The sequence below is a fragment of the Halomonas sp. KG2 genome, assembly GCA_030440445.1.
GTDB lineage: Bacteria > Pseudomonadota > Gammaproteobacteria > Pseudomonadales > Halomonadaceae > Vreelandella.
Genome location: CP098528.1, coordinates 3,437,987 through 3,458,423 on the forward strand (window position 1 = coordinate 3,437,987; position 20,437 = coordinate 3,458,423).

Annotated in this window: 19 protein-coding genes; 5 read left to right on the top strand and 14 right to left on the bottom strand. The window is 53.2% G+C overall.

The annotated features are described in order from the left end of the window. Window positions 1–3: 3 nt before the first annotated feature. Genes NDQ72_16000 through NDQ72_16015 form a run of 4 tightly spaced genes read right to left on the bottom strand, consistent with a single transcriptional unit; the run spans window position 4 to window position 4,219 of the window. Window positions 4–663: a gluconate 2-dehydrogenase subunit 3 family protein gene (locus NDQ72_16000; GenBank protein ID WKD27539.1), complete on the bottom strand. Its 660-nt coding sequence runs from the start codon at window positions 661–663 to the stop codon at window positions 4–6. After that, window positions 660–2,348, bottom strand: a complete 1,689-nt coding sequence (locus tag NDQ72_16005) for a GMC family oxidoreductase (GenBank protein ID WKD27540.1) — start codon at window positions 2,346–2,348, stop codon at window positions 660–662. The genes NDQ72_16000 and NDQ72_16005 overlap by 4 nt, the downstream gene beginning before the upstream one ends. Before the next feature lie 36 nt (window positions 2,349–2,384). Further along, window positions 2,385–3,284 (bottom strand): TIM barrel protein, encoded by a 900-nt coding sequence (locus NDQ72_16010; GenBank protein WKD27541.1) that lies wholly within the window; start codon window positions 3,282–3,284, stop codon window positions 2,385–2,387. 47 nt (window positions 3,285–3,331) lie between these two features. After that, window positions 3,332–4,219: a sugar phosphate isomerase/epimerase gene (locus NDQ72_16015; protein WKD27542.1), complete on the bottom strand. Its 888-nt coding sequence runs from the start codon at window positions 4,217–4,219 to the stop codon at window positions 3,332–3,334. A gap of 328 nt (window positions 4,220–4,547) precedes the next feature. Between NDQ72_16015 and NDQ72_16020 the strand changes: the two genes are divergently transcribed. After that, window positions 4,548–5,414: an EamA family transporter gene (locus NDQ72_16020; protein WKD30423.1), complete on the top strand. Its 867-nt coding sequence runs from the start codon at window positions 4,548–4,550 to the stop codon at window positions 5,412–5,414. A gap of 18 nt (window positions 5,415–5,432) precedes the next feature. On the opposite strand, the gene NDQ72_16025 is transcribed toward NDQ72_16020, so the two are convergent. From NDQ72_16025 to NDQ72_16060, 8 genes are all read right to left on the bottom strand, one after another. Next, a complete protein-coding gene (locus NDQ72_16025) occupies window positions 5,433–5,957 on the bottom strand; it encodes a DUF192 domain-containing protein (protein WKD27543.1) in 525 nt (174 codons plus the stop codon). Then, window positions 5,954–7,159: an ABC transporter ATP-binding protein gene (locus NDQ72_16030; GenBank protein WKD27544.1), complete on the bottom strand. Its 1,206-nt coding sequence runs from the start codon at window positions 7,157–7,159 to the stop codon at window positions 5,954–5,956. The genes NDQ72_16025 and NDQ72_16030 overlap by 4 nt, the downstream gene beginning before the upstream one ends. Further along, window positions 7,152–7,820 carry a molybdate ABC transporter permease subunit gene (gene modB / locus NDQ72_16035; GenBank protein ID WKD27545.1) on the bottom strand — a complete coding sequence of 223 codons (669 nt, stop codon included), beginning with the start codon at window positions 7,818–7,820 and terminating at the stop codon, window positions 7,152–7,154. Before modB ends, NDQ72_16030 begins: the two co-directional genes overlap by 8 nt. Beyond that, window positions 7,820–8,587, bottom strand: a complete 768-nt coding sequence (modA, locus tag NDQ72_16040; GenBank protein ID WKD27546.1) for a molybdate ABC transporter substrate-binding protein — start codon at window positions 8,585–8,587, stop codon at window positions 7,820–7,822. Before modA ends, modB begins: the two co-directional genes overlap by 1 nt. Before the next feature lie 3 nt (window positions 8,588–8,590). Next, window positions 8,591–10,075, bottom strand: coding sequence for a pyruvate kinase (gene pyk, locus NDQ72_16045; protein ID WKD27547.1), 1,485 nt, complete (start codon window positions 10,073–10,075; stop codon window positions 8,591–8,593). A 98-nt stretch (window positions 10,076–10,173) separates the two neighbouring features. Continuing rightward, complete coding sequence (locus NDQ72_16050; protein ID WKD27548.1) at window positions 10,174–11,022, bottom strand: glutathione S-transferase N-terminal domain-containing protein; 849 nt, start codon at window positions 11,020–11,022, stop codon at window positions 10,174–10,176. A 92-nt stretch (window positions 11,023–11,114) separates the two neighbouring features. After that, window positions 11,115–11,606, bottom strand: coding sequence for an ureidoglycolate lyase (locus NDQ72_16055; GenBank protein WKD27549.1), 492 nt, complete (start codon window positions 11,604–11,606; stop codon window positions 11,115–11,117). A gap of 112 nt (window positions 11,607–11,718) precedes the next feature. Then, window positions 11,719–12,540, bottom strand: a complete 822-nt coding sequence (locus NDQ72_16060) for a bifunctional allantoicase/(S)-ureidoglycine aminohydrolase (protein ID WKD27550.1) — start codon at window positions 12,538–12,540, stop codon at window positions 11,719–11,721. A gap of 361 nt (window positions 12,541–12,901) precedes the next feature. On the opposite strand from NDQ72_16060, the gene NDQ72_16065 reads away from it, so the two are divergent. Beyond that, window positions 12,902–14,269 carry a YfcC family protein gene (locus tag NDQ72_16065; GenBank protein WKD27551.1) on the top strand — a complete coding sequence of 456 codons (1,368 nt, stop codon included), beginning with the start codon at window positions 12,902–12,904 and terminating at the stop codon, window positions 14,267–14,269. Between the two features lie 121 nt (window positions 14,270–14,390). Here the strand turns inward: NDQ72_16065 and NDQ72_16070 are convergent, their stop codons facing one another. Together NDQ72_16070 and puuE are read right to left on the bottom strand one after the other, a co-directional pair. Further along, complete coding sequence (locus NDQ72_16070; protein WKD27552.1) at window positions 14,391–15,263, bottom strand: MurR/RpiR family transcriptional regulator; 873 nt, start codon at window positions 15,261–15,263, stop codon at window positions 14,391–14,393. A 22-nt stretch (window positions 15,264–15,285) separates the two neighbouring features. Beyond that, a complete protein-coding gene (gene puuE / locus NDQ72_16075; protein WKD27553.1) occupies window positions 15,286–16,230 on the bottom strand; it encodes an allantoinase PuuE in 945 nt (314 codons plus the stop codon). A gap of 309 nt (window positions 16,231–16,539) precedes the next feature. On the opposite strand from puuE, the gene NDQ72_16080 reads away from it, so the two are divergent. The 3 genes from NDQ72_16080 (at window position 16,540) to NDQ72_16090 (ending at window position 20,393) form a co-directional block, all read left to right on the top strand. Further along, window positions 16,540–17,295 carry an aspartate/glutamate racemase family protein gene (locus tag NDQ72_16080; GenBank protein WKD27554.1) on the top strand — a complete coding sequence of 252 codons (756 nt, stop codon included), beginning with the start codon at window positions 16,540–16,542 and terminating at the stop codon, window positions 17,293–17,295. A gap of 193 nt (window positions 17,296–17,488) precedes the next feature. Next, the gene (locus NDQ72_16085) at window positions 17,489–18,859 is read left to right on the top strand and encodes an NCS1 family transporter (protein ID WKD27555.1); all 1,371 of its coding nucleotides are present in this window, start codon (window positions 17,489–17,491) and stop codon (window positions 18,857–18,859) included. Between the two features lie 67 nt (window positions 18,860–18,926). Then, window positions 18,927–20,393, top strand: coding sequence for an NCS1 family nucleobase:cation symporter-1 (locus tag NDQ72_16090; GenBank protein ID WKD27556.1), 1,467 nt, complete (start codon window positions 18,927–18,929; stop codon window positions 20,391–20,393). Window positions 20,394–20,437 lie beyond the last annotated feature (44 nt).

Genomic DNA, 20,437 nt, shown 5'->3' on the forward strand with positions numbered 1-20,437 from the left:
CCATTATGTGGCCCATGCAGGTTCGCCGTTGTATGGTGCGCAGCCCTCGTAGCGGCCTGGCACCGCTTCGTAACGCAAGACTTCCGTCGCGCCAACTTCTGAGGTGAAGAAGCCGAACAGCGTTAACTGCTTCATCATAGTGAAGTAGTGTGGAAGCGCTTCATCGCTATCCGCGTGCTCCTGTGATGACTGGGTTTCCGCCGTTTGATTTTGCGCGGTCTGGGTCTCTGCAGTCAGTGCTTCAGCAGGGGTTGGCTGCTCTCTGCTAGCATGTTGCTGGGCGTGCGCCATCGCTTCGCGATCTAACTCGGTTATAAGCGCTAATCGCTGTTCGCCACTTAACGCCATAAAATCGCGCTGATAGGCCGCTCGGCTACGCGCCTCAAGCTGGGCTAAACCAAAATAAAACACCTCTCTTTCTGAGGGCGTATAGCAGTCGCTAACGAACAGGGCCATAAACTCCCCGACACCAGCATCTTTGGCGCCTGGGGTATCGGTTCTGGGCAGAATGGTTTCGGCAAGTTCGTCCAGTCGCTCTACATCGCGGCTGCTAAAGGGATGGTTTGACTGGCCAGCATCGCTAAAGGCAAATAGGGATTTACCTCCAATCATCGCGGTACCGGTCGTCAGGGCGATCATTTTGAGTAATTCGCGACGATTCATGACAAATTCCCCCGCTTGAGCTCTTCCACGGCATAGTCCACCGCCCGAGCGGTAAGCGCCATATAGGTCAGAGAAGGGTTCACGCAAGAGGATGACGTCATGCAGGCGCCATCGGTAACGAAAACGTTGGGCGCATCCCATACTTGGTTATGGCTATTGAGCACTGAGGTTTTCGGGTCACGGCCCATACGCGCGGTGCCCATTTCATGGATCCCCATGCCCGGCGCGTAATCACCTACGTCGCCTTTGACGTTCTTCACGCCAGCGGCCTCAAGTAAGTCAACCGCATCTTGAACCATGTCCCGACGCATATTGCGCTCGTTTTGCTTGAGCTCAACGTCGATCGATAGCACCGGCAGTCCCCATTTATCGCGAACGCTGTGGTCAAGAGAGATGCGGTTATCGTGATCGGGCAGCATTTCGCCGAAGCCTGTCATACCGATCGTCCAACCGCCTGGCTGGCTAAGTGCTTGCTTTAAATCAGTGCCGATATTGAGCTCAGCAATTTCGCGGTCCCAGCCCTCGCGGCTCGCCGCTCCTTGATAACCAAACCCGCGCACGTAGCTTCGCTGCTCATCGCCTACGTTGCGAAAGCGCGGAATGTAAAAGCCCGCAGGACGACGTCCGAAGTAGTATTTGTCGAGATAGCCTTCCACTTCGCCACTGGCACCGCAGCGGAAGTGGTGATCCATCACGTTGTGACCCAGTTCGCCACTGCTACTGCCCAAGCCCCCTTCCCAGACATCGGTAGCGGAGTTCATCAAAATCCAGGTAGTGTTGAACGTAGACGCATTGAGGAAGATGACATCAGCGGTGTACTCATGGACTTCATGGGTCTCAGCGTCAATCACCTCAACGCCCCGCGCCCGCTGGCGGTCTTTGTCATACAGCACCTGGCTGACAATCGAGAATGGCCGCAGGGTCAAGTTGCCAGTAGCCACTGCAGCCGGCAAAGTAGCTGATTGGGTACTGAAATAGGCGCCAAAAGGACAACCCAGCCAGCACTTATTGCGGTATTGGCAATTGACGCGATTTTGTTCCGGCTTTGGCTGGGTAATATTGGCGACTCGGCTGTGGATAAGATGGCGCTGCCCACCAAAGGCTTCTTTAATACGCTTGGCAGCATCTTTTTCCACACAGTTAAGCGGTATTGGCGGCAGAAACTCGCCATCGGGAAGAATATCTAGCCCTTCCTGAGTACCTGCAATACCGGCAAAGCGCTCCACATAGTCATACCACGGGGCGATATCTTCATAGCGAATCGGCCAATCAATGGCGATGCCTTCACGCTGGTTGGCCTCGAAGTCCATAGGGCTGAGCCGATAGCTTTGCCGCCCCCAAAGCAGTGAGCGCCCCCCTACGTGATAGCCGCGAAACCAGTCAAAGCGCTTCTCTTCCACGTAGGGATTGGCCTGTTCATCCACCCACATGCCCATGGTGGCTTCGTTAAGGGGGTAGTCGCGCCTGAGCACGGGGTGTTTAGCGATCATCTCCTGGGTCGGCTCATTGCGGTGGGGATAATCCCACGCCTCTTTATGGGCATTGTGGTAATCCTTCACGTGTTCAATGTTGCGCCCACGCTCAAGCAGTAAAACCTTCAAGCCTTTCTCTGTAAGTTCTTTAGCGGCCCAGCCGCCGCTAATGCCTGAGCCAACCACGATGGCATCGTAGTGATTATCTGGCATGGTCATCTTCCTTATTGTGTTGTTGTTCGCGTCGAATCACACATCGCAGCGCCGAATAGCCGCTTGTAGTGATTCTATTTTTGCCTGTTGGCTAGTACGGTCAGGGAGAAATTCTTGGGCGATATAGCCCTGAAAGCCGGTATCTCGAATAGCGCGGCAAATTGCGGGGTAGTTAAGTTCTTGGGTGTCGTCTATTTCATGGCGCCCGGGCACACCGGCAGTATGGTAATGGCCGAAAAAGCGATGGTTTTCACGGATAGTGCGAATGACATCGCCTTCACTAATCTGCATGTGATAGATGTCATAGAGCAGCTTGAAGTTGGGCGAATCGAGGCGACGGCAAAGCTCGATCCCCCATGCAGAGTTGTCGCAAAGGTAATCGGGGTGGTCGATTTTGCTGTTGAACAGCTCCATCTGTAGCACCACGCCTTTTGCCTCTGCCTGGGCAAGAATCTGCTTTAGTCCCATTTCGGCATTTAGCAAACCCTGTTCAGGGTTCATACCTCGGGCATTGCCGCTAAAACAGATGAGATTGGTGTAACCCGCTTGGCTGACCAGATCGATATGTTGAAGGTATCGCTCAATCAGCGCTGAGTGAAAGCGGGTATCGCCCCAGCCATCCTCAAGGCTCAACTCAGCGCCATTACACATGGAGGAGTCGAGTCCATACCGCTGAAGCACAGGCCACTCTTCTGGCCCCACCAAATCAATCGCCGTAATGCCCAGCTCGGTTGAAAGCTGGCAAAGCTCTTCCAGAGACAGAAAATCAAATGTCCAACGGGCGACCGAATGATGGATATTGCCTTTAAGTGCCTGCTGAGCAGGCGCATCGTCAGCTAGGGCTCGAGATCCAAGCTGAGGTAGCGCCGCCAGACCAATAGCACCGGTAACGCTATGGCGCAGCAGGCTACGCCGATCAAGAAGGTAGCGCTTCATAAAGCATCCTCGCGTTCGTCATCTAAATGAGATGGCCTAGGCGTGCATTACTCTTCTCGAAGCGCTGTCAGTTTTTCCTGCAAGAAGCTGTTGCCCTCGGTAATCACCGCTTCTGAGTCGAGTGGCATATCGTGTTCGATGATGTACCACTCAACATCAGCGGCCTCGATGGCGGGCAAGATGGCATCCCAATCCAGTACACCTTCCCCAAGTGTGGCGAAACCGCCCTCTTCTTCAGCAGTGCCTTCTGGAGCATTATCTTTGGCGTGTACAGCAAACAGTTGCCCATCGAAACGCGAGACATACTCAACCGGGTCAAACCCACCACGCGCTACCCAGGCGATATCCAATTCCGCCAGCAGATCAGATCCAGCCGCATCAAACAGATGCTCTAACGCGGTTTTACCGTCATACTCTTCCATCTCGAAATCATGGTTGTGGTACGCCAACCGGAAACCTTCGGCATCGAGCGTAGCGGCAATTTCACCTAACTCTTCACCCAGCGCCTGCCAGCCTTCGACATCGCTAGGCCGTGCGTCCTCGGCTAGATAAGGCACTGTTAAGGTGTCATTACCCACCGCCTGATTAAACGCCACCGTTTCATCTAAGCGATTGCGCAAATCGTCTAGCTGTACATGACTTGAGATCACCTCAAGCGCGTGCTCTTCTAACAAAGCGTTGAGTTCTTCGGCTGATACTTCCTGGGTTCCGACCGTCTCAATGGCAGAGATTCCCGCCCGATTTACGGCGGCTAACTGCTCCTCCAAATTGCCAAAATCACGCAGCGTATACATTTGAACAGCAATGGGTAATTCTGCTGTGCTGCTTTGTTGAGCTTGAGCAACGCCAGGCATACTCAGCACTGACAGCGTCACTGCGCTAGCAGCCAGCAGAGCCTGTGGGCTCAAACGTTTTGGGCGTAGCGGGGTATCCATATCCACCTCATTGTTGTTGGCTTGTTATGCGTTGTAAAAGTGCCGACGCCAAAAATGTAATCGGTTACATTTTTTTAGAGCATCACCGAAATATATGCAAGAAAAGGCTGATTTATTGATCTTCGATGAGTGGATGATAACGTTATTAAAACGTCAATTCAGGAGTAAATCATTGATTATAAAGTTTTAAATATTATTAAAAAGAAACTTTAAACTTTGGTATGACGTACTACAACAACACAGTGGAACCGTAGTGTTTTGCATTATTTTTGCAGTCACCCGAGCTGCTATAATGACCATCTTTTTTCATCTAGCCATGGATATCAACGTGCCACTACGCGACCTGTTGTTAGGCCTATTTGTCATCGCCATTTGGGCGCTGAATATCATTGTCATAAAGGTGGGCGTGGCGGAGCTACCGCCACTACTAATGACGACCCTGCGCTTTATGCTGGTCGCTGTTCTATTGGTGCCTTTCTACCCTGTCGCTCGAGCTCAGCTGCCTTTTTTGCTCTTGCTCTCCTTCACATTTGGCAGCCTACATTTTGCGCTGCTGTTTATCGGTTTAGGTCAAGCAGAAGCAGGCACTGGCGCACTGCTGGTGCAGATGGGCACGCCTTTTGCCACGCTACTGGCAGTGGTGTTTCTTAAAGAAAAACTGGGGGCAAAGCGCATCGCGGGGCTGCTGTTCTCTTTCGCTGGCGTTATTGTGCTCGCTGGAGGGCCAACGCTGCCCTCACCACTGCCGCTGACGATTCTTTTGTTAAGCGCCTTTGGCTGGGCAGTTTCCCAACTGTTGATTAAGCGTGGTCCGCCTATCGCTCCCTTAGCACTGGCGGGTTGGGTAGCGCTGTTTGCGATTCCTCAGGTCGCGTTAGGGTCTTGGCTATTTGAAACTGGCCAGTGGCAGGCCATTCAGCAAGCGAGTTGGCGCGGGTGGGGAGCGATGACTTACACCGCGGTAATGTCATCAATTGTTGCTTACGGCATTTGGTATGCCTTACTACGCCGCCATCCTGTGAATCGCGTGGTGCCAATGACCTTGCTGGTACCGGTACTTGCTGTTGGCTTGGGCGCGCTGTTGATGGGCGACAGCCTAGGTATTCATAAGCTGGTAGGCGGGGGGCTTGTGGTAGCCGGTATTGCCCTGATCGTGCTCAACGTTGGTAAGCGTCGCCCAGCAAAGCCACTGTAGTACGCCGGTATCGGCACTCTATGCATCAGGGCGGCAAAACCCTGCCAGAGCAGGGACTGATACGCAGTCGCCCACCTGGATACCGCGCTCAGCGAAGTAGCCTGCGTTAACCTCCAGCGCGGCATGGTAAGACGCACCGGCTGGGTAAGCGGGGCACTCTCGAGGGGTATCAGACGCACAGGGTTGCATGGTATTGATCGCCACAATGCGCCCTTCTCCGTTGATAAAAGCAATATCCAACGGGATTAACGTGCGGTACATCCAAAAGGCGTTGCCAGCGGGCTGTTCGCTCTCAAACCGAAATAACATGCCACGCGCTTCAGGCAGGTGCTCGCGCTCCATTAAGCCGCGCTGTCGCTGGGAGGCGGTCTCGGCCACTTCAACGTCTAATCGATGCGGGCCTTCCTGGCTGTGAATCGCCAGCGGCAATGTCGAGGCTTGGCGAGATTCATCAGCCCAAGCGCTCAACAGCGGCAACGGTAAACTCGCCGCTAGTGAAACTCCCAAAGACGTCTTCAGTAGCTGACGGCGAGTAACAGTCATGACAAGTTCCTTTTTTGATGAGAGGACATATTAGTAGAAGACTGGTTATTTGAAGACAGGTTATTTGAGGACATATGGCGTGACGACATAGCAACATGTTTTCCCGACATAATATGAATGCCTTCAGCAAGCAACGACACATGTACCTGCTCCCCCAGCGCTAGCTGGTTGCGTCTAGCAGCATGGGTGGCAATATCGAAACGTAGCATATCGCCATGCAAAACACGCAGCGAGATTGAGGTGATACCGCCAAGAACGACCATTTCATGCACGGTAGCGGCCACTGGGTTTTCACGCTCACCCTGTGAAGGTCGACCACGGCGATGCAGCACAATATCGGAAGGCGGTAAGTACCACGTCACTCTCTCACCCTGCGGCAGATCAGAGAGGCCTACGGCAACCTCTAAGTATCGATCCCCCCACTGCAGCCGTTTCTGGCCATTAACACTGGTCACTTCACCCTCGAAAATATTGTGGCGATCTAAAAGCCTTGCCACCAGCGGCGAGGCAGGCCGCCGAAATAGTGCTTCGGGGCTCCCCTGTTGAAGACTCACGCCGTTATGCAGCACGCAGATTTGATCTGCTAGCGCAGTGGCTTCTTCTAAATCGTGGGTAACCAAGATAATGGGAATCGATATTTGCTGACGCAACAGCGCCAGTTCTCGCTGCAGTCGGCGTCGGGTCACCTGATCAACAGCTGAGAAGGGTTCATCTAGCAATAATACCTGCGGTTCACGCGCTAAGGCGCGTGCCAGCGCCACGCGTTGGCGCTGGCCGCCAGAAAGTTCGCTGGGAAAGCGCTTTTCCAGCCCCTCCAAACGTACATTGGCAAGCCACTGCTTCGCACGAAGCGGACGTTCAGAGTGGGGAAGATGTCCCAGGGCAAGCTGGACATTCGCTAGCGCAGTAAGATGGGGAAACAGCGCATAATCTTGAAACACTATGCCGATTTTTCGCTGCTGGGGGGTAAGCGAGTAGCGCCGTTCAGTTGCTAACCAAGTGCTGCCCAAACATGCCACATGGCCCTGCTCTGGTTGATACAGGCCAGCGATAGTACGCAGTAACGTGGTTTTGCCACTACCGGACGGGCCCACCAGCGCTAGGAGTTCGCCCGCTGGGCAGCTAAATGCCGCGTCCAGTGGTATCGGACTACGCTGCTTGGCCATTACCTCCAGTCCGCTACCAGTGATCACTTTAGCCACGCACCCACCTGCGCCTGCCTGCAAGCCCGTAGACCAGACCTAGGGTTGTTAACGACACCAATAGCAGCAGCGCTGACATACGTGCGGCCCCCTGTTCATCGAACGCCTGTACCCGATCATAAATAGCAATCGCTAGCGTGCGAGTTTCCCCATCAATGGCACCACCGACCATTAAAATCACCCCAAACTCTCCCAATGTATGGGCAAATGTTAATGCGATAGCGGAAAGAATGCCTGGCCATACCAGCGGTAGTTCAATGCGCAAAAAAGTTTGCCAAGGGCTCAGCCCGCTGCACCAGGCAGCTTCACGCAGATTAGTTGGCACATTCTCAAACGCCCGCTGAATAGGCTGAATCGCAAAAGGTAAATTAGCAATTAATGAGGCTAGCAAGATACCGCTAAAAGTGAAGTTGAGCCCACTTCCTGTTAACGAAGCCCAAACACTTCCTAGAGGAGCGTCGCGGCCAAATTGCTGTAGCAAATAAAAGCCGAGCACGGTGGGTGGCAACACTAACGGCAACGCCACTAGCGCTTCGCAAAGCCCTTTGCCGCGAAAATGTGCGGTAGCCAACGCACGGCCTAGCCACACTCCAACGGGCAGCAAAAAGAGGCAGGTCAAGCCTGCTAAGCGCAGCGATACCGAGAGCGCTGTCCAGTCCATCAATCTGTATTAAAACCGTAGTGTTGGAAAATAGCCTGCGCGTCTGCTTGCTGAAGCCATGCATAAAAAGCCTGTGCCACCTCTCCTGCCTGAGGCGTAAGTACCATACGTTGGCGCAACGGCGTGTGCCACGCTTCGGGAATCAACACAAACTCACTTCGCTCGCTGAGTGTTGAAGCCAGCACCAAAGAGTACGCCACTAACCCACCGCGGGCATCATCCGACAGGGCAAACTGCAGCGTTTGCGACACATTTTCACCTTGAATACGCAATGGCTCGGTAGTTTCCCACAGCCCAGCCTTTTGCAATACCTCTTGGGCAGCAACTCCGTAAGGCGCATGTTCAGGGCTGGCAATCGCGATACGCTGACGCTGCCCCTCCTCAAGTGCGGCAATCGCCTCATGAACACCAGCAAGCGGCGTGTGTGCATCGGGGGGTGGGTACTTTCCTTTAGGCTGCGCCCACGCCAGCCGACCACGGGCGTAAATAACGCCCTCGTTATCGACGTGGCCTTCTTGATAAAGCGCTTGTACAAAGGCTTCGTTCGCCGAGAGAAACAGCTCAAAGGGGGCCCCTTGAGCAATTTGGCGGCGAAAATTTCCGGAGGAACCAAAATTGAGGCGCAGAGCATGACCCGTTTGCTGAGTAAAGCGTTCCGCAGCCTCTTCCAACGCAAACTGCAGATTAGAAGCAGCCGCAATGATAGGTGCGCCTGCAAACACAGGCGCAGTAACAAACAGTAAACACGTTAATAGCAGGATTCGCATCAATCAGCGCTGCGCTTGCTCAATATGCTGTTCGGTAATTGCCATGATCTTCATGGTATTAGTGCCGCCATGAGCGTTCATATGATCACCTCGAGTCAGTATCACGTGATCGCCAAGCTTAACAACACCCTGCTTAACCAACAGCGTCAGTGCTTCGTCATTCAACTCTGTGGCGCTCATTGCTGAGGTATCAAACGGCAGTGATACAACACCACGATAAAGCGCCATACGACGTTGAGCAATAGGGGTGTGAGCAAGCCCTACAATAGGCAAGCCTGAACGAATACGCGAGGCAATTAGCGGCGTATAACCCGAGGAGGTCATACAGGCAATCGCTGTAACGCCTTTCATATGATTGGCAGCATACATTGCCGAAAGTGCAATGGTTTCGTCTGGCCGTGAGAAGCCTTCATGAATACGATGTCCTGACTCTTGGGCAGTTTTCTCACGCTCGGCGCCTAAGCAGACTCGTGCCATCGCCTCAACGGTTTCCAGTGGGTAATCGCCTGCAGCCGTTTCGGCGGAAAGCATTACTGCATCACTGCCATCCAGTACTGCGTTGGCAACGTCGAATACCTCTGCGCGGGTAGGCAGCGGCGCAGAAATCATGCTTTCCATCATTTGCGTGGCAGTAATCACAGCGCGGTTAAGCGAACGCGCGCGCTTGATCATGCGCTTCTGCACACCGACCAACTTGGCATCGCCAATCTCGACCCCTAAATCACCACGCGCCACCATGACCGCTTCTGATGCTTCAATAATGCCGTCAAGGGTTGCCTCATCCGCTACGGCTTCAGCACGTTCCACCTTGGCAACTAAGCCTATATCTTTACCTGCCTCACCGAGTAGACGGCGCGCCTCTAACATATCTTCCGCATGACGAGGGAATGAGATAGCAAGGTAGTCGACACCAATCTCAACAGCGGTTTTTAGGTCAACTTTATCTTTCTCGGTCAACGCGGGAGCAGAAAGCCCACCGCCCTGCTTGTTAATACCCTTATGGTTGGAGAGCTTACCGCCCACAACCACGTCAGTGTGTACCTGTTGGCCATCTACCCGTGTGACATCCAGTACCACACGACCATCATCTAGCAGTAGGCGGTCACCAGCCGTCACATCTTGCGCCAAGGTTTTGTAGTCGCAGCCCACTTGGTGCACATCGCCCGCATCACCATCAAGCGCCATATCGAGAATAAACGGCTGGCCCTCTTGAAGAACCACAGCGCCCTCTTTGAAGCGCGCGATGCGAATTTTAGGGCCTTGAAGGTCACCCAGCGCCGCGACACTTCGGCCCAGCTGAGCGGCAATTTCGCGCACGCGCATTAAGCGTCGACGATGATCATCCGCGGTGCCATGCGAGAAATTTAAACGCACCACATCAACACCCGCCGCTAACATGGCTTCTAAGACACCTTCCCGGTCGCTGGCGGGGCCCAGGGTGGCGACAATTTTAGTACGACGGATCGAAGAGAAGTGCAGTGCGTTCATAATTTTCCTAATTATTAATAGAATGAGAATAAAAACTTAATAAGCGTTCATCAGCGTGGGGACGACTACCTCTGGCGCGTCACCATTTTACAGGGCAACTACTGTGTCAACGCCTGCTGGATGAACAGCTCGCAATGCTGTCGTGCAGGACGGTTTTGCAGCCCCGCCCAGTAATGTTCGAATTCAGGACGGCGTGGAAGAGTTCCAAACTGCATTCCCCATCCAATGTGGGAACCGACATAAACATCGGCGGCGCTAAAAGCATCACCAGCGATGTAGCGGCGTCCATTGACGGCCGCAGCCAGAGCCTCAATCACCGTCGCAAAGTCGCCAGAACCTAGCCGCATCCGCTGCTCTGCATTAGGTTGGAAGCCCAAGCTATTAAGCGAGGCAGCGGCTTCTAGCGGCCCAGCAGCGAAGAATAACCAGCGATAATAGTCACCTCTTGCTGAAAGCGGCGGTGCCAAACCCGCCTCGGGGAAGGCATCGGCAAGATAAGCACAGATAGCGGCAGCCTCCGTGACCACTCGCTCACCGTGGCGAATAGCTGGTACCTTGCCCATCGGGTTGATGGCTAAATAGTCTGGCGAATGCATTGTGGAGCCGTACTCCAGGACCACTAAGCGATAAGGCACACCAAGCTCTTCAAGCATCCAGTGCACAATGCCTCCCCGCGAAAGGGGATGCGTATAGAAAACCAGTTCGTCAGACCGTTCGGCGGCTGGCTCGCAAAGCGTTGGGGGAGGTAATTGAGCGCTAGACGGGAGCACATAGCCTTGGCCTGGTTCACTAACAATCTCGACCCCAACGGCTCTAAGCACAGCAATATCTTTGTAGAGAACACTCAGCGGTATACCTAGCGCTTCAGCCAGATCCGCACCGCTGACTGGATCGTCGTAGTGACGCAGCATTTTGAGTAGTTTTGGCAAACGGTGGGCTTGTGACATGCTGGTCTCCTACGCGCAATGTGCGCTCTATTTTTCTCGTTCAGTCAAAAGCTAACCTGAGCAAGATGACAACCGTAGGCTGTTAGCGCAAGTTATTCGCCTAGAGTAACGGTAATATCAAGCGAATACTCATCGCAGTTATTGCCATCACCTCCCCTATCTACCACTAAAAACTCGCCCTCACGCTCAAGCACCGACTGAATAGCATGCCAAGTGCCTGCCCGATAATTGACGCCCTGACGGCCATCAGTAACGAACGCGCGTACATCTGCAGCGTTAATGGTGTCACCAGGAGGGGCTACCACCACAATAAAGCGCTCTTGATGCAGAGGCATAAAGGCTTGGCTACCCTGAGGGTGGCGCTCTAAAAAGGTTAATTCCAACGGTAACGTAATCGGCTGGCTGACAAAGATATTAATCAGCGCATGGGCGTTGTCGCCTAATGTCTCAACGCTCGCCAGATCATGATGGCGCTGGGTACGACCAGCATTAATGGGAAACGACGCCGACGTGCGGGCATCGATCACATCGCCGAAAGGCGCAAACGCCTCGGCTGTTAGCGGTTCGGCTATCAATTTAATCATTATAAAATCCTAAAATAGGCTGCTTCTCCGGATAACAACACAGCGAAGCAGCCAACGCCGGAACTTATATACCAGAACTTATATACCAGAACTTAACCGCCTGAGCTCAATGCTAGAGCTTGAGTGCGGCGTGGCGGTTGACGTCTTTGTACAGTAAGTAGCGGAATGGCCCTGGGCCGCCGGCGTAACACGCTTGAGGGCAGAATGCGCGAAGCCACATAAAGTCGCCAGCCTCTACCTCAACCCACTGCTGGTTAAGGTGATACACCGCCTTCCCTTCCAACACATAAAGCCCATGCTCCATCACGTGAGTTTCATCAAAAGGAATCACGCCACCTGGCTGAAAAGTCACGATATTGACGTGCATGTCATGGCGCACATCAGCAGGATCAACAAAGCGCGTGGTTGCCCAGCGACCTTCGGTTCCCGGCATTTCGAGGGGAGCAATGTCTTGCTCATTGGTGACAAAAGCCTTCGGTACGTCTAGCCCCTCCACAAACTGATACGCTTTACGCACCCAGTGAAAACGTACGGGCGCAGATGACTCATTGCGCACTTGCCAGTGGCTACCTGGGGGAAGAAACGCATAGCCACCGGGGCGCATGGTGTGACGCTCACCCGCCAGAGTAAGCGTTAACTCACCTTCCACAATGAACAGTACGCCTTCGGCCTGGGGGTCTAGCTCCGGCTTTTCACTGCCGCCCTCAGGCTGTACTTCCATAATGTATTGAGAGAACGTTTCAGCAAAGCCTGAAAGCGGACGCGCCAGCACCCATAAGCGTGTGCCTTCCCAGAAAGGCAAGTTGCTGGTGACGATATCGCGCATCACGCCTTTGGGAATCAACGCATACGCTTCTGTGAACACGGCACGGTCAGCGGTTAGCTGTGTTTGTGGCGGATGCCCCCCCGTAGGGGCGTAGTAGTTAGCTGGCATTTTGGAACCTATATGACTTAGTGAAGACACAATACTCTCACATTGTATACAAGATTAACGAGCCACAATAAAGCGATTTAACGAAATACTTGTGAAACAATTCTCCCAAGAGTAAATTATTTAGCAACTTTCGTTTCATAACTCTAAAACTATACGGATATGCCCATATACAGCAACTTTGGTCGACCTGCTCGTTGCTCCCACGGACCATGTCGTTGCTCCAGGTAAGTATTAATAACAATAGCCGTCATCTATGGCGGTCTTATAACGCGAGGCATAACATGTCCCAACGCCCCCCTCTTCGTCTTCCTCTGATAGCCCTGCGGCTAAAAAAAGCTGGTGTCGGATCCCTGATATTTACGTGGTTCTGTTCATCTTTATCGGCTTAGCAGCAATAGCGACGCATTTCGTGCCTGCCGGGCAGTTCGAGCGTGTTCCTGGACCGAACGGACGTATCACTATTGACCCGACCTCTTATGAACAGATCGCCTCCTCACCGATTGGAATCATCGACTTTATGCTGGCGATTCCGAATGGCTTGATGAGTGCCGGTGAAGTCGTCTTTTTCACCTTCATGATTGGCGGTATGTTCATGGTGCTAAGGCACACCGGTATTATTGAAATAGGCGTTGATAAGCTGACGCGTCGCTTTGCACGACAGAGCTTACTCACTATCCCCGTATTAATGACGGTATTTGCACTGATCGCGACGGTTATCGGTACCCAGGAGTTGGCGCTGGTCTATGTGCCGGTTATCTTGCCGCTAATGATTGCCTTACGTTTCGATTCAGTCACTGCAGCGGCAGTGGCACTTTGTGCCACCACCGTCGGTTTCACGACAGGGGTACTCAACCCAATCAACACTGGCCTCGGGCAGCAACTCTCAGATCTTCCTCTCTACTCCGGCTATGGCTTGCGCGTCATGGCGTTTGTGGTGATGTTAGCCGCGGCCATTTTCTTCGTTATGCGTTATGCCCGTATGGTGCACCAGACTCCTTCGCTTAGCCTGCTGAGCAGTGACACTAGCGAATCCGAAAAACGTACGCTTTACCAGCATGCTGACAATAGCCCTGCCTTAATCGCCACCGCTCGCCAGAAACTGGCTGCCGTTGCCACCTTCGCCTTCTTCGCGGTACTCGTCTATGGCGTGCTGCAGCAAGGCTGGTTCATGATGGAGATGGCAGGCCTATTTATCATCATGGGGATTGTAGTGGGCCTAATCGCAGGCCTCGATACCGACGAAATATGCGCTGGCTTCAACCAGGGCTTCCGCGATGTACTAGTTGGGGCCATGATCGCCGGCGTCGCGCGGGGTGTTGCGGTGATGCTGGAAGATGGCCAAATCATGGACACGCTGGTGTTTGGGCTTGGCAACCTCGTCGGAGGCCTGCCCACCCTGCTCTCAGCGATTGGCATGTTCTTCGCCCAGCTAGGCTTCAATTTCATTGTCCCCTCCGGCAGCGGTCAAGCGCTGGTCACCATGCCGCTGATGGCACCGCTCTCCGATATCATCGGCGTTACCCGCCAAACGGCGGTGCTGGCCTTCCAACTGGGTGACGGTATCGGTAATATCTTTTACCCGACCTCGGGCTACTTTATGGCGACCCTGGCGCTGGCGGGTGTGCCGTGGCAAAAGTGGGTCAAATTCTTCTTCCCACTTTTTTGCGTCTGGATAGTCATTGCCCTGAGCTTTCTTATTTTCGCTCAGGCAACACAGTGGACAGGTTAGCGCACGGCAGAGATGGGTTTGACGGCAGAGATGGGTTTGTAAGTGAGTATTTTGATCGGGCTCGCGCACGAGGCTATTTTTAACGCCGTATTGTCGAGCGCAGACAGTTTCCGTGCAAAGCCTACTGGGCGCCCCAGTCCACGCTGGTGGGCGCTTCCAACTCACTAAGCTCAGCGTAAACATCGCTGATCGCGCTGATGCGCTCTCGCCCTTCTGCAAGGCGACGGTGCAACACGCCGTTGGCAATCAGGCAGATCAGGCTATTGGCAGCGGCGTAGCTATCGAAGGCGGAGAGACTTTCCAGCGGAGCTTCAAAAAACCACGTTACCTGTGAGGCAAAATTGATCGCGGTGGGGTCAGCCAGTAAGGCCACCTTGGCAGGTGTTCGCTCAATTGCATCAATTAGCGAAGCAAATGCCGCTGGGCGGCGGCGAAAACCAAACAACACCACCACGTCTTGCTCGGTGAGATCAACAATCTCTTCCGCTAACGACTGATTTGGGTGAGGAACCACCCGCACCTGGGTACGCGCCTGAATCAACTGCTGGCGGAAATGCAGCGCTAGCGGGTAGCTGTTACGAAAGCCGATCACGACCACATGACGCGCGCTATCCAACCGCTCTACCAGTGCCGCAAATTGATCCGCCACAATGCCGTTTAAGCAGCGCTGTAGATTATCCTGCTCCCGCTGCAAATGGCGCTGAAACGGCGCCCCGGCCTCTTCCTGCATGGCGTTGGGGTCGATCACCAAAGGCACGCCCAAGTTACGTAGCTGGCGGGCGTGGTCTTTAACGGTGCGGTAGCTTTCAAACCCCAGCCGCTTGAATAGGCGGCTAACCGTCGATTTGGATACCCCAGTCAAACGCGCCAAATCAGCGGCGCTATACACCGCCAGATCATCAAAGTGATCGAGGATAAAGCTCGCCACCCGCTGCTCCTGGGCAGTTAGCGCGTCAAACTGGGCGGTAATCCGCTGTCCGATATGCGGCGTCATAGCATCCTATTAAGCTGCTTAATTAACGAGTTGCAGGGTGATGTTCCGCCCAGTGACGAGCGATATCAACCCGCCGGGCCACCCAAACACGGTCGTGGCTTTCGATGTAATCCAAGAAGCGCTGTAGGGCGCGGAAACGTCCAGGGCGACCCAATAAGCGGCAGTGCATGCCCACCGAAAGCATTTTGGGCGCCTCCTCCCCTTCTGCGTAAAGTACATCAAAGGCATCGCGCAGGTAGGTAAAGAAGTGATCCGCAGTGTTGAAACCTTGCGGCGCGGCAAAGCGCATATCATTGCTGTCCAGCGTGTAGGGCACAATCAGGTGGTTGTGGTCACTTCCCTGACTATCGGTCACCTGCGTCCAGAAAGGCAAGTCGTCGCCGTAGTAGTCGCTATCATAAAGGAAACCGCCTTCATCTAGCACTAAGCGCCGGGTGTTGGGGCTATCGCGCCCGGTGTACCAGCCTTGTGGCTTCTCACCGTAAAGACGCTGGAAAATCTCCATGGCTTTCTGCAAGTGCTCTCGCTCAACGTGCTCGGGCACTTCCTGATAGTGAATCCAGCGGTAGCCGTGACAGGCAATCTCGTGACCTAACTCTTTAAATGCCTGGGCGACATCAGGGTTACGCTCCAGCGCCATGGCAACGCCAAACACCGTAAGAGGCAAATCACGCTTTTCAAATTCACGCAGAATGCGCCACACCCCGGCGCGGGAGCCGTACTCGTAGATAGACTCCATGCTCAAGTGGCGATCCGGGTAAGCCGGTGCGCCGATGATTTCCGACAGGAACTGCTCTGACCCTGCGTCGCCGTGAAGGACGCAGTTCTCCCCGCCCTCTTCATAATTAAGCACAAACTGAACAGCAATTTTCGCCTTGCCTGGCCAATTAGCATGAGGGGGGGTGCGACCATATCCCACCAGGTCGCGAGAGTAAGCATTCGATGGTCGATTAGATGAATGAGGCATTCAACGGCTCCTTTTATACGATTGTAGATAGCTGGTTGCAGAGCATTTTATTGAAATTAAAGATCTACAATACAGAAAATAATTGTATACAAAATAGCGACTTTATAGAACAACCGCAATCCAACAGCCGCTTAATTAGCTGAGATGGCTAGCATTTTAAAGTAGCCAAGTCGCTAACCTGTTGAAACTTGAACATTTGGTCAAGCGACGCCGGTACTTTAAGCGCATAAAAAGGCTTGCGATCCACGCAAAACCGCCCTATTTTCGTATACAAGATGCTCAATTTTGTCTACCAGCGAGCGATTCAACATGCATATACGCATTATCAATCCAAACACAACAGCCTCAATGACGGCTGCCATTCATCAAGCCGCCCAGCGGCAGGCAGCGGCATCGACAACGGTTACCGCCACCCAGCCTGATGCGGGACCGGTGTCCATCGAGAGTCATTTTGACGAGGCCATTAGCGCGGTAGGCGTTGCCGAAGAAGTTCTTAAAGGAGAGCGTGAAGGCGGCATCGATGCTTACGTGGTGGCCTGCTTTGGCGATCCTGGTTTACTCGCAGCCCGTGAGTTAACCCGCGCGCCCGTCATCGGCATTGCGGAAGCCGCCTTTCATTTAGCCACGCTGGTCAGCACCCGCTTCTCGATTGTGACGACGTTAGGGCGTACCGGCATTATTGCAGAACACTTGCTTGAGCAGTATGGGTTCCGCCACCACTGTCGCCGCATACGCGCTGCAGAAATTCCGGTTCTCGATCTTGAACATCACCCTGATGCCGCCTTTACCCGCATTGTCGAAGAGTGCTGCCGCGCCCGCGATGAAGACGGCATTGGTGCCATCGTTTTAGGGTGCGGTGGGATGGCGAACTTAACTGAAGAAATCACCCGCGAGGTTGGCTTACCGGTGATAGAGGGCGTTAGCGCCGCATTAAAGCTTGCCGAGTCGTTGGTTAGCCTAGGTCTCCACACCAGCAAACATGGCGACTTGGACTACCCGCGCCCGAAAGCATTTACCGGCAAGTTCTCTGCACTCTCCGACCTTCACCTCCCCTCACCAAGGTAAATATCACTAAAAAATACGTTAGTAGCCATGACTTAAAAGATTGGCCTTAAAAGCAAGTCCTAAAAACAGGTCTTAAAAACAATAACTTCAAAAATAACTGTACTCCCGTTAGCACGCCATGCCGCAAGCATCGCTTGGGCGCGTAATGCGCTCAAGCTGCCAATAACACCGACAATCTTGCGAGGACGGAAACATGAGCAACTCCAACCCTGCTCTTACGTCAGAAGAACCACCCGTTGCGAACACCGCAATAGCTGACAAAGCCATCGGCGCAGAAAGCCTAGCACCGCAAAGCACGCGAATCATGGGGCGAACGTCCTACTTTTTAGCCTGGTTTGGTGGATGCGTCTCAATTGGTACCTTTGCCATGGGCTCAAGCGTGGTGGGCACCTTAAACCTACTACAGGCAACACTCGCTATAGCGATTGGCTGCTTTGTAATCGGTATTGCGCTGGCAGTTAATGGCGCAGCTGGCTACAAATATGGCATTCCCTTTATGGTGCAAGCGCGTAGCGCCTTTGGCTTTAGTGGCACCCGAATTCCTGGCTTGGTAAGGGCTGTGCCAGCAGTGGTGTGGTACGGCTTTCAAAGCTGGATTGGCGCAGGCGCGCTCAATATGGTGTCTGCCACACTGTTCGGTTTCGATAATCTGATTTTCTACTTTATTACCTTCCAATTTTTGCAGATTGGTTTGTCAGTGCTGGGCTTTCAGGGGATTAAATGGCTTGAGAATATCGGCAGCGTCTTTATTTTGCTTTCGCTGATGTATATGTTCTACGCCACGGTGCAACGCTACGGCGATGAGCTGTCGGCCAGCATTTTGACCATGGAAGGCTCTTGGGGCTTGCCGTTCTGGAGCGCTACCATGCTGTTTCTGGGCATTTATAGCACCATGATGCTGAATGTTAGCGACTATTCACGAGAGCACAAGAAAGGCACCCGCCAGAGCTTATTAACGACGATCTATGCCATGTCGATTCTGCCCTGCACGCTGTTTATGGGCTTGATTGGCTACATGGTGTCAGAGGCGACAGGCACAGCAGACCCCATTCAGGTATTTGCTAACGCTGTAGACAACACGCCACTGCTAATGACCACGCTGCTATTCATCGCCTTTGCACAGGTAACCACGAACGTACTGAATAATGTGGTGCCACCCACCTACGTATTAATGGACGTATTCAAACTTAAGTTTCCGGTCGCCACCGTTATTGTAGGCCTACTGGCATTTGCCACCTTTCCATGGAAACTTGTTCAGCCTGAGTCGGCGGCTGGTCTGCAGCTATTCGTACAAACGTACTCAGCGTTTCTTGGGCCTATCTTTGCCATTCTCGTCGTCGATTACTACATCATCCGCCGTCGCACACTGGACATTAGTAAACTATACGACCCTTCTGGCCCCTATCAAGGCGTCAACAAAGCCGCCTTAATTGCTACGGTAGTCGGCATTGTGGCCGCGCTGACATTCTCTTCGATCTCATGGTACGCCAGCCTTATTCCTGCCGGGTTGACCTATTACCTACTGATGAAGCATTGGTCTGTCTGCCAACGTTTTACCCAGTAACCATGATGCGTATTTGCCTGCTCACGGTGCGTGGCAGGCAATCGTTTCCGACAAGAGAGCGTTAACCATGAATAAGCAGCCGTCCAATAGTGATCTCGATATAAAGCAAATTGATCCCACTCTTTACAATGAAGACCTTGCGCCCTTAAAGCCCCAAGACCGTAACTGGGGCGCGTTTGAAATCTTCAACGTGTGGTCGAATGATATTCAAAGCCTGTTTGGCTACACCCTGGCGGCATCGCTGTTTCTGTCCTACGGCCTGAATGGCTGGGCAGTGATGGCAGCCATCATTCTTGCCGGTGTCATTGTCATGTTCCTGGTCAACCTAACCGGCAAACCAAGCGTCAAATACGGCATCCCTTTTCCTGTTATGGTTCGCGCCAGCATGGGAGTACGGGGGGCTAACCTGCCAGCGTTGTTACGCGCAATCGTTGGTATTTTTTGGTACGGCGTACAGACTTACTTTGCCTCAACGGCTGTGGCGCTGCTCATCACAGCCCTGTTTGGGGCCGGCAATGGCAGCACTTTTCTGGGTCTTTCAGGGGTCGCTTGGCTGTCTTTCGTGATTGTCTGGTTATTTCAAATCGCCATTTTCTGGCAGGGCATTGAGCGCATCAAACACTTTCTAAACTGGGCAGGGCCGCTGGTTTATGTGGTGATGGTCGTACTGATGATCATTGTATGGTTCCAGGCCGGAAGTGAACTGCTACCCGCAGTGAGCACTATTTTTAGCGGTAGCGGCGAGCAAAGTGGCAGTAGTCTTGGGGCGTTTCTAGCAATTGTTGGCACCATGGTGGCCTACTTTGCAGCGGTAGTGATTAACTTTGGCGATTTCACGCGTTTTGTCAAAACCGAGCGCCAAATGAAACTTGGCAACTTGCTGGGCTTGCCACTAAACGTCGCCTTTTTCTCGTTTATTGCGTTAATCATTACGGCTGGCACATTGGTACTGTTTGGGGATGCACTGACCAATCCCGCCGATATTGTTGAGCGTGTTGATTCACTACCATTGACCATTGTGGCTGCCCTCACCTTCTTCGCGGCCACCGTAGGCATCAACTTGGTCGCTAATTTTATTCCACCGGCTTACGACTTGGCCAACCTGTTTCCCAGCAAAATCAGTTTTAAAATGGGTGGCCTGATTACCGCAGTGATTGCCTTCTTTGTCGGTGCGCTATGGATTTCAGTGATCAGCCAAATCGGCGTACCCGGCTTCGTTAACGCCTTAGGTGCCATAGTAGCGCCGTTTTACGGCATCATTGTGGTGGATTACTACCTGATCAAACGCCAACACCTCAATATGCAAGAGCTATTCTCCTCAGCGCCCAGCAGCGCCTACTACTACGTTAATGGCTGGAATAGCCGCGCCTTGATTGCTTTCGGCGGTGCAGCGTTATTCTCGCTCTCTACGGTCATCGTGCCCGCGTTCGAAAGCCTTGGCGGCTATGGTTGGCTGATTGGCGCAGGATTAGGTGGGCTGTTCTATTACGGTTTAATGCGCCAGTTTAAGGCCGTCCCAGCACCTGCGGTGTAAGCACTCACACAGCATTAAACTTCCTACCTCCACAAAAAAGCCCA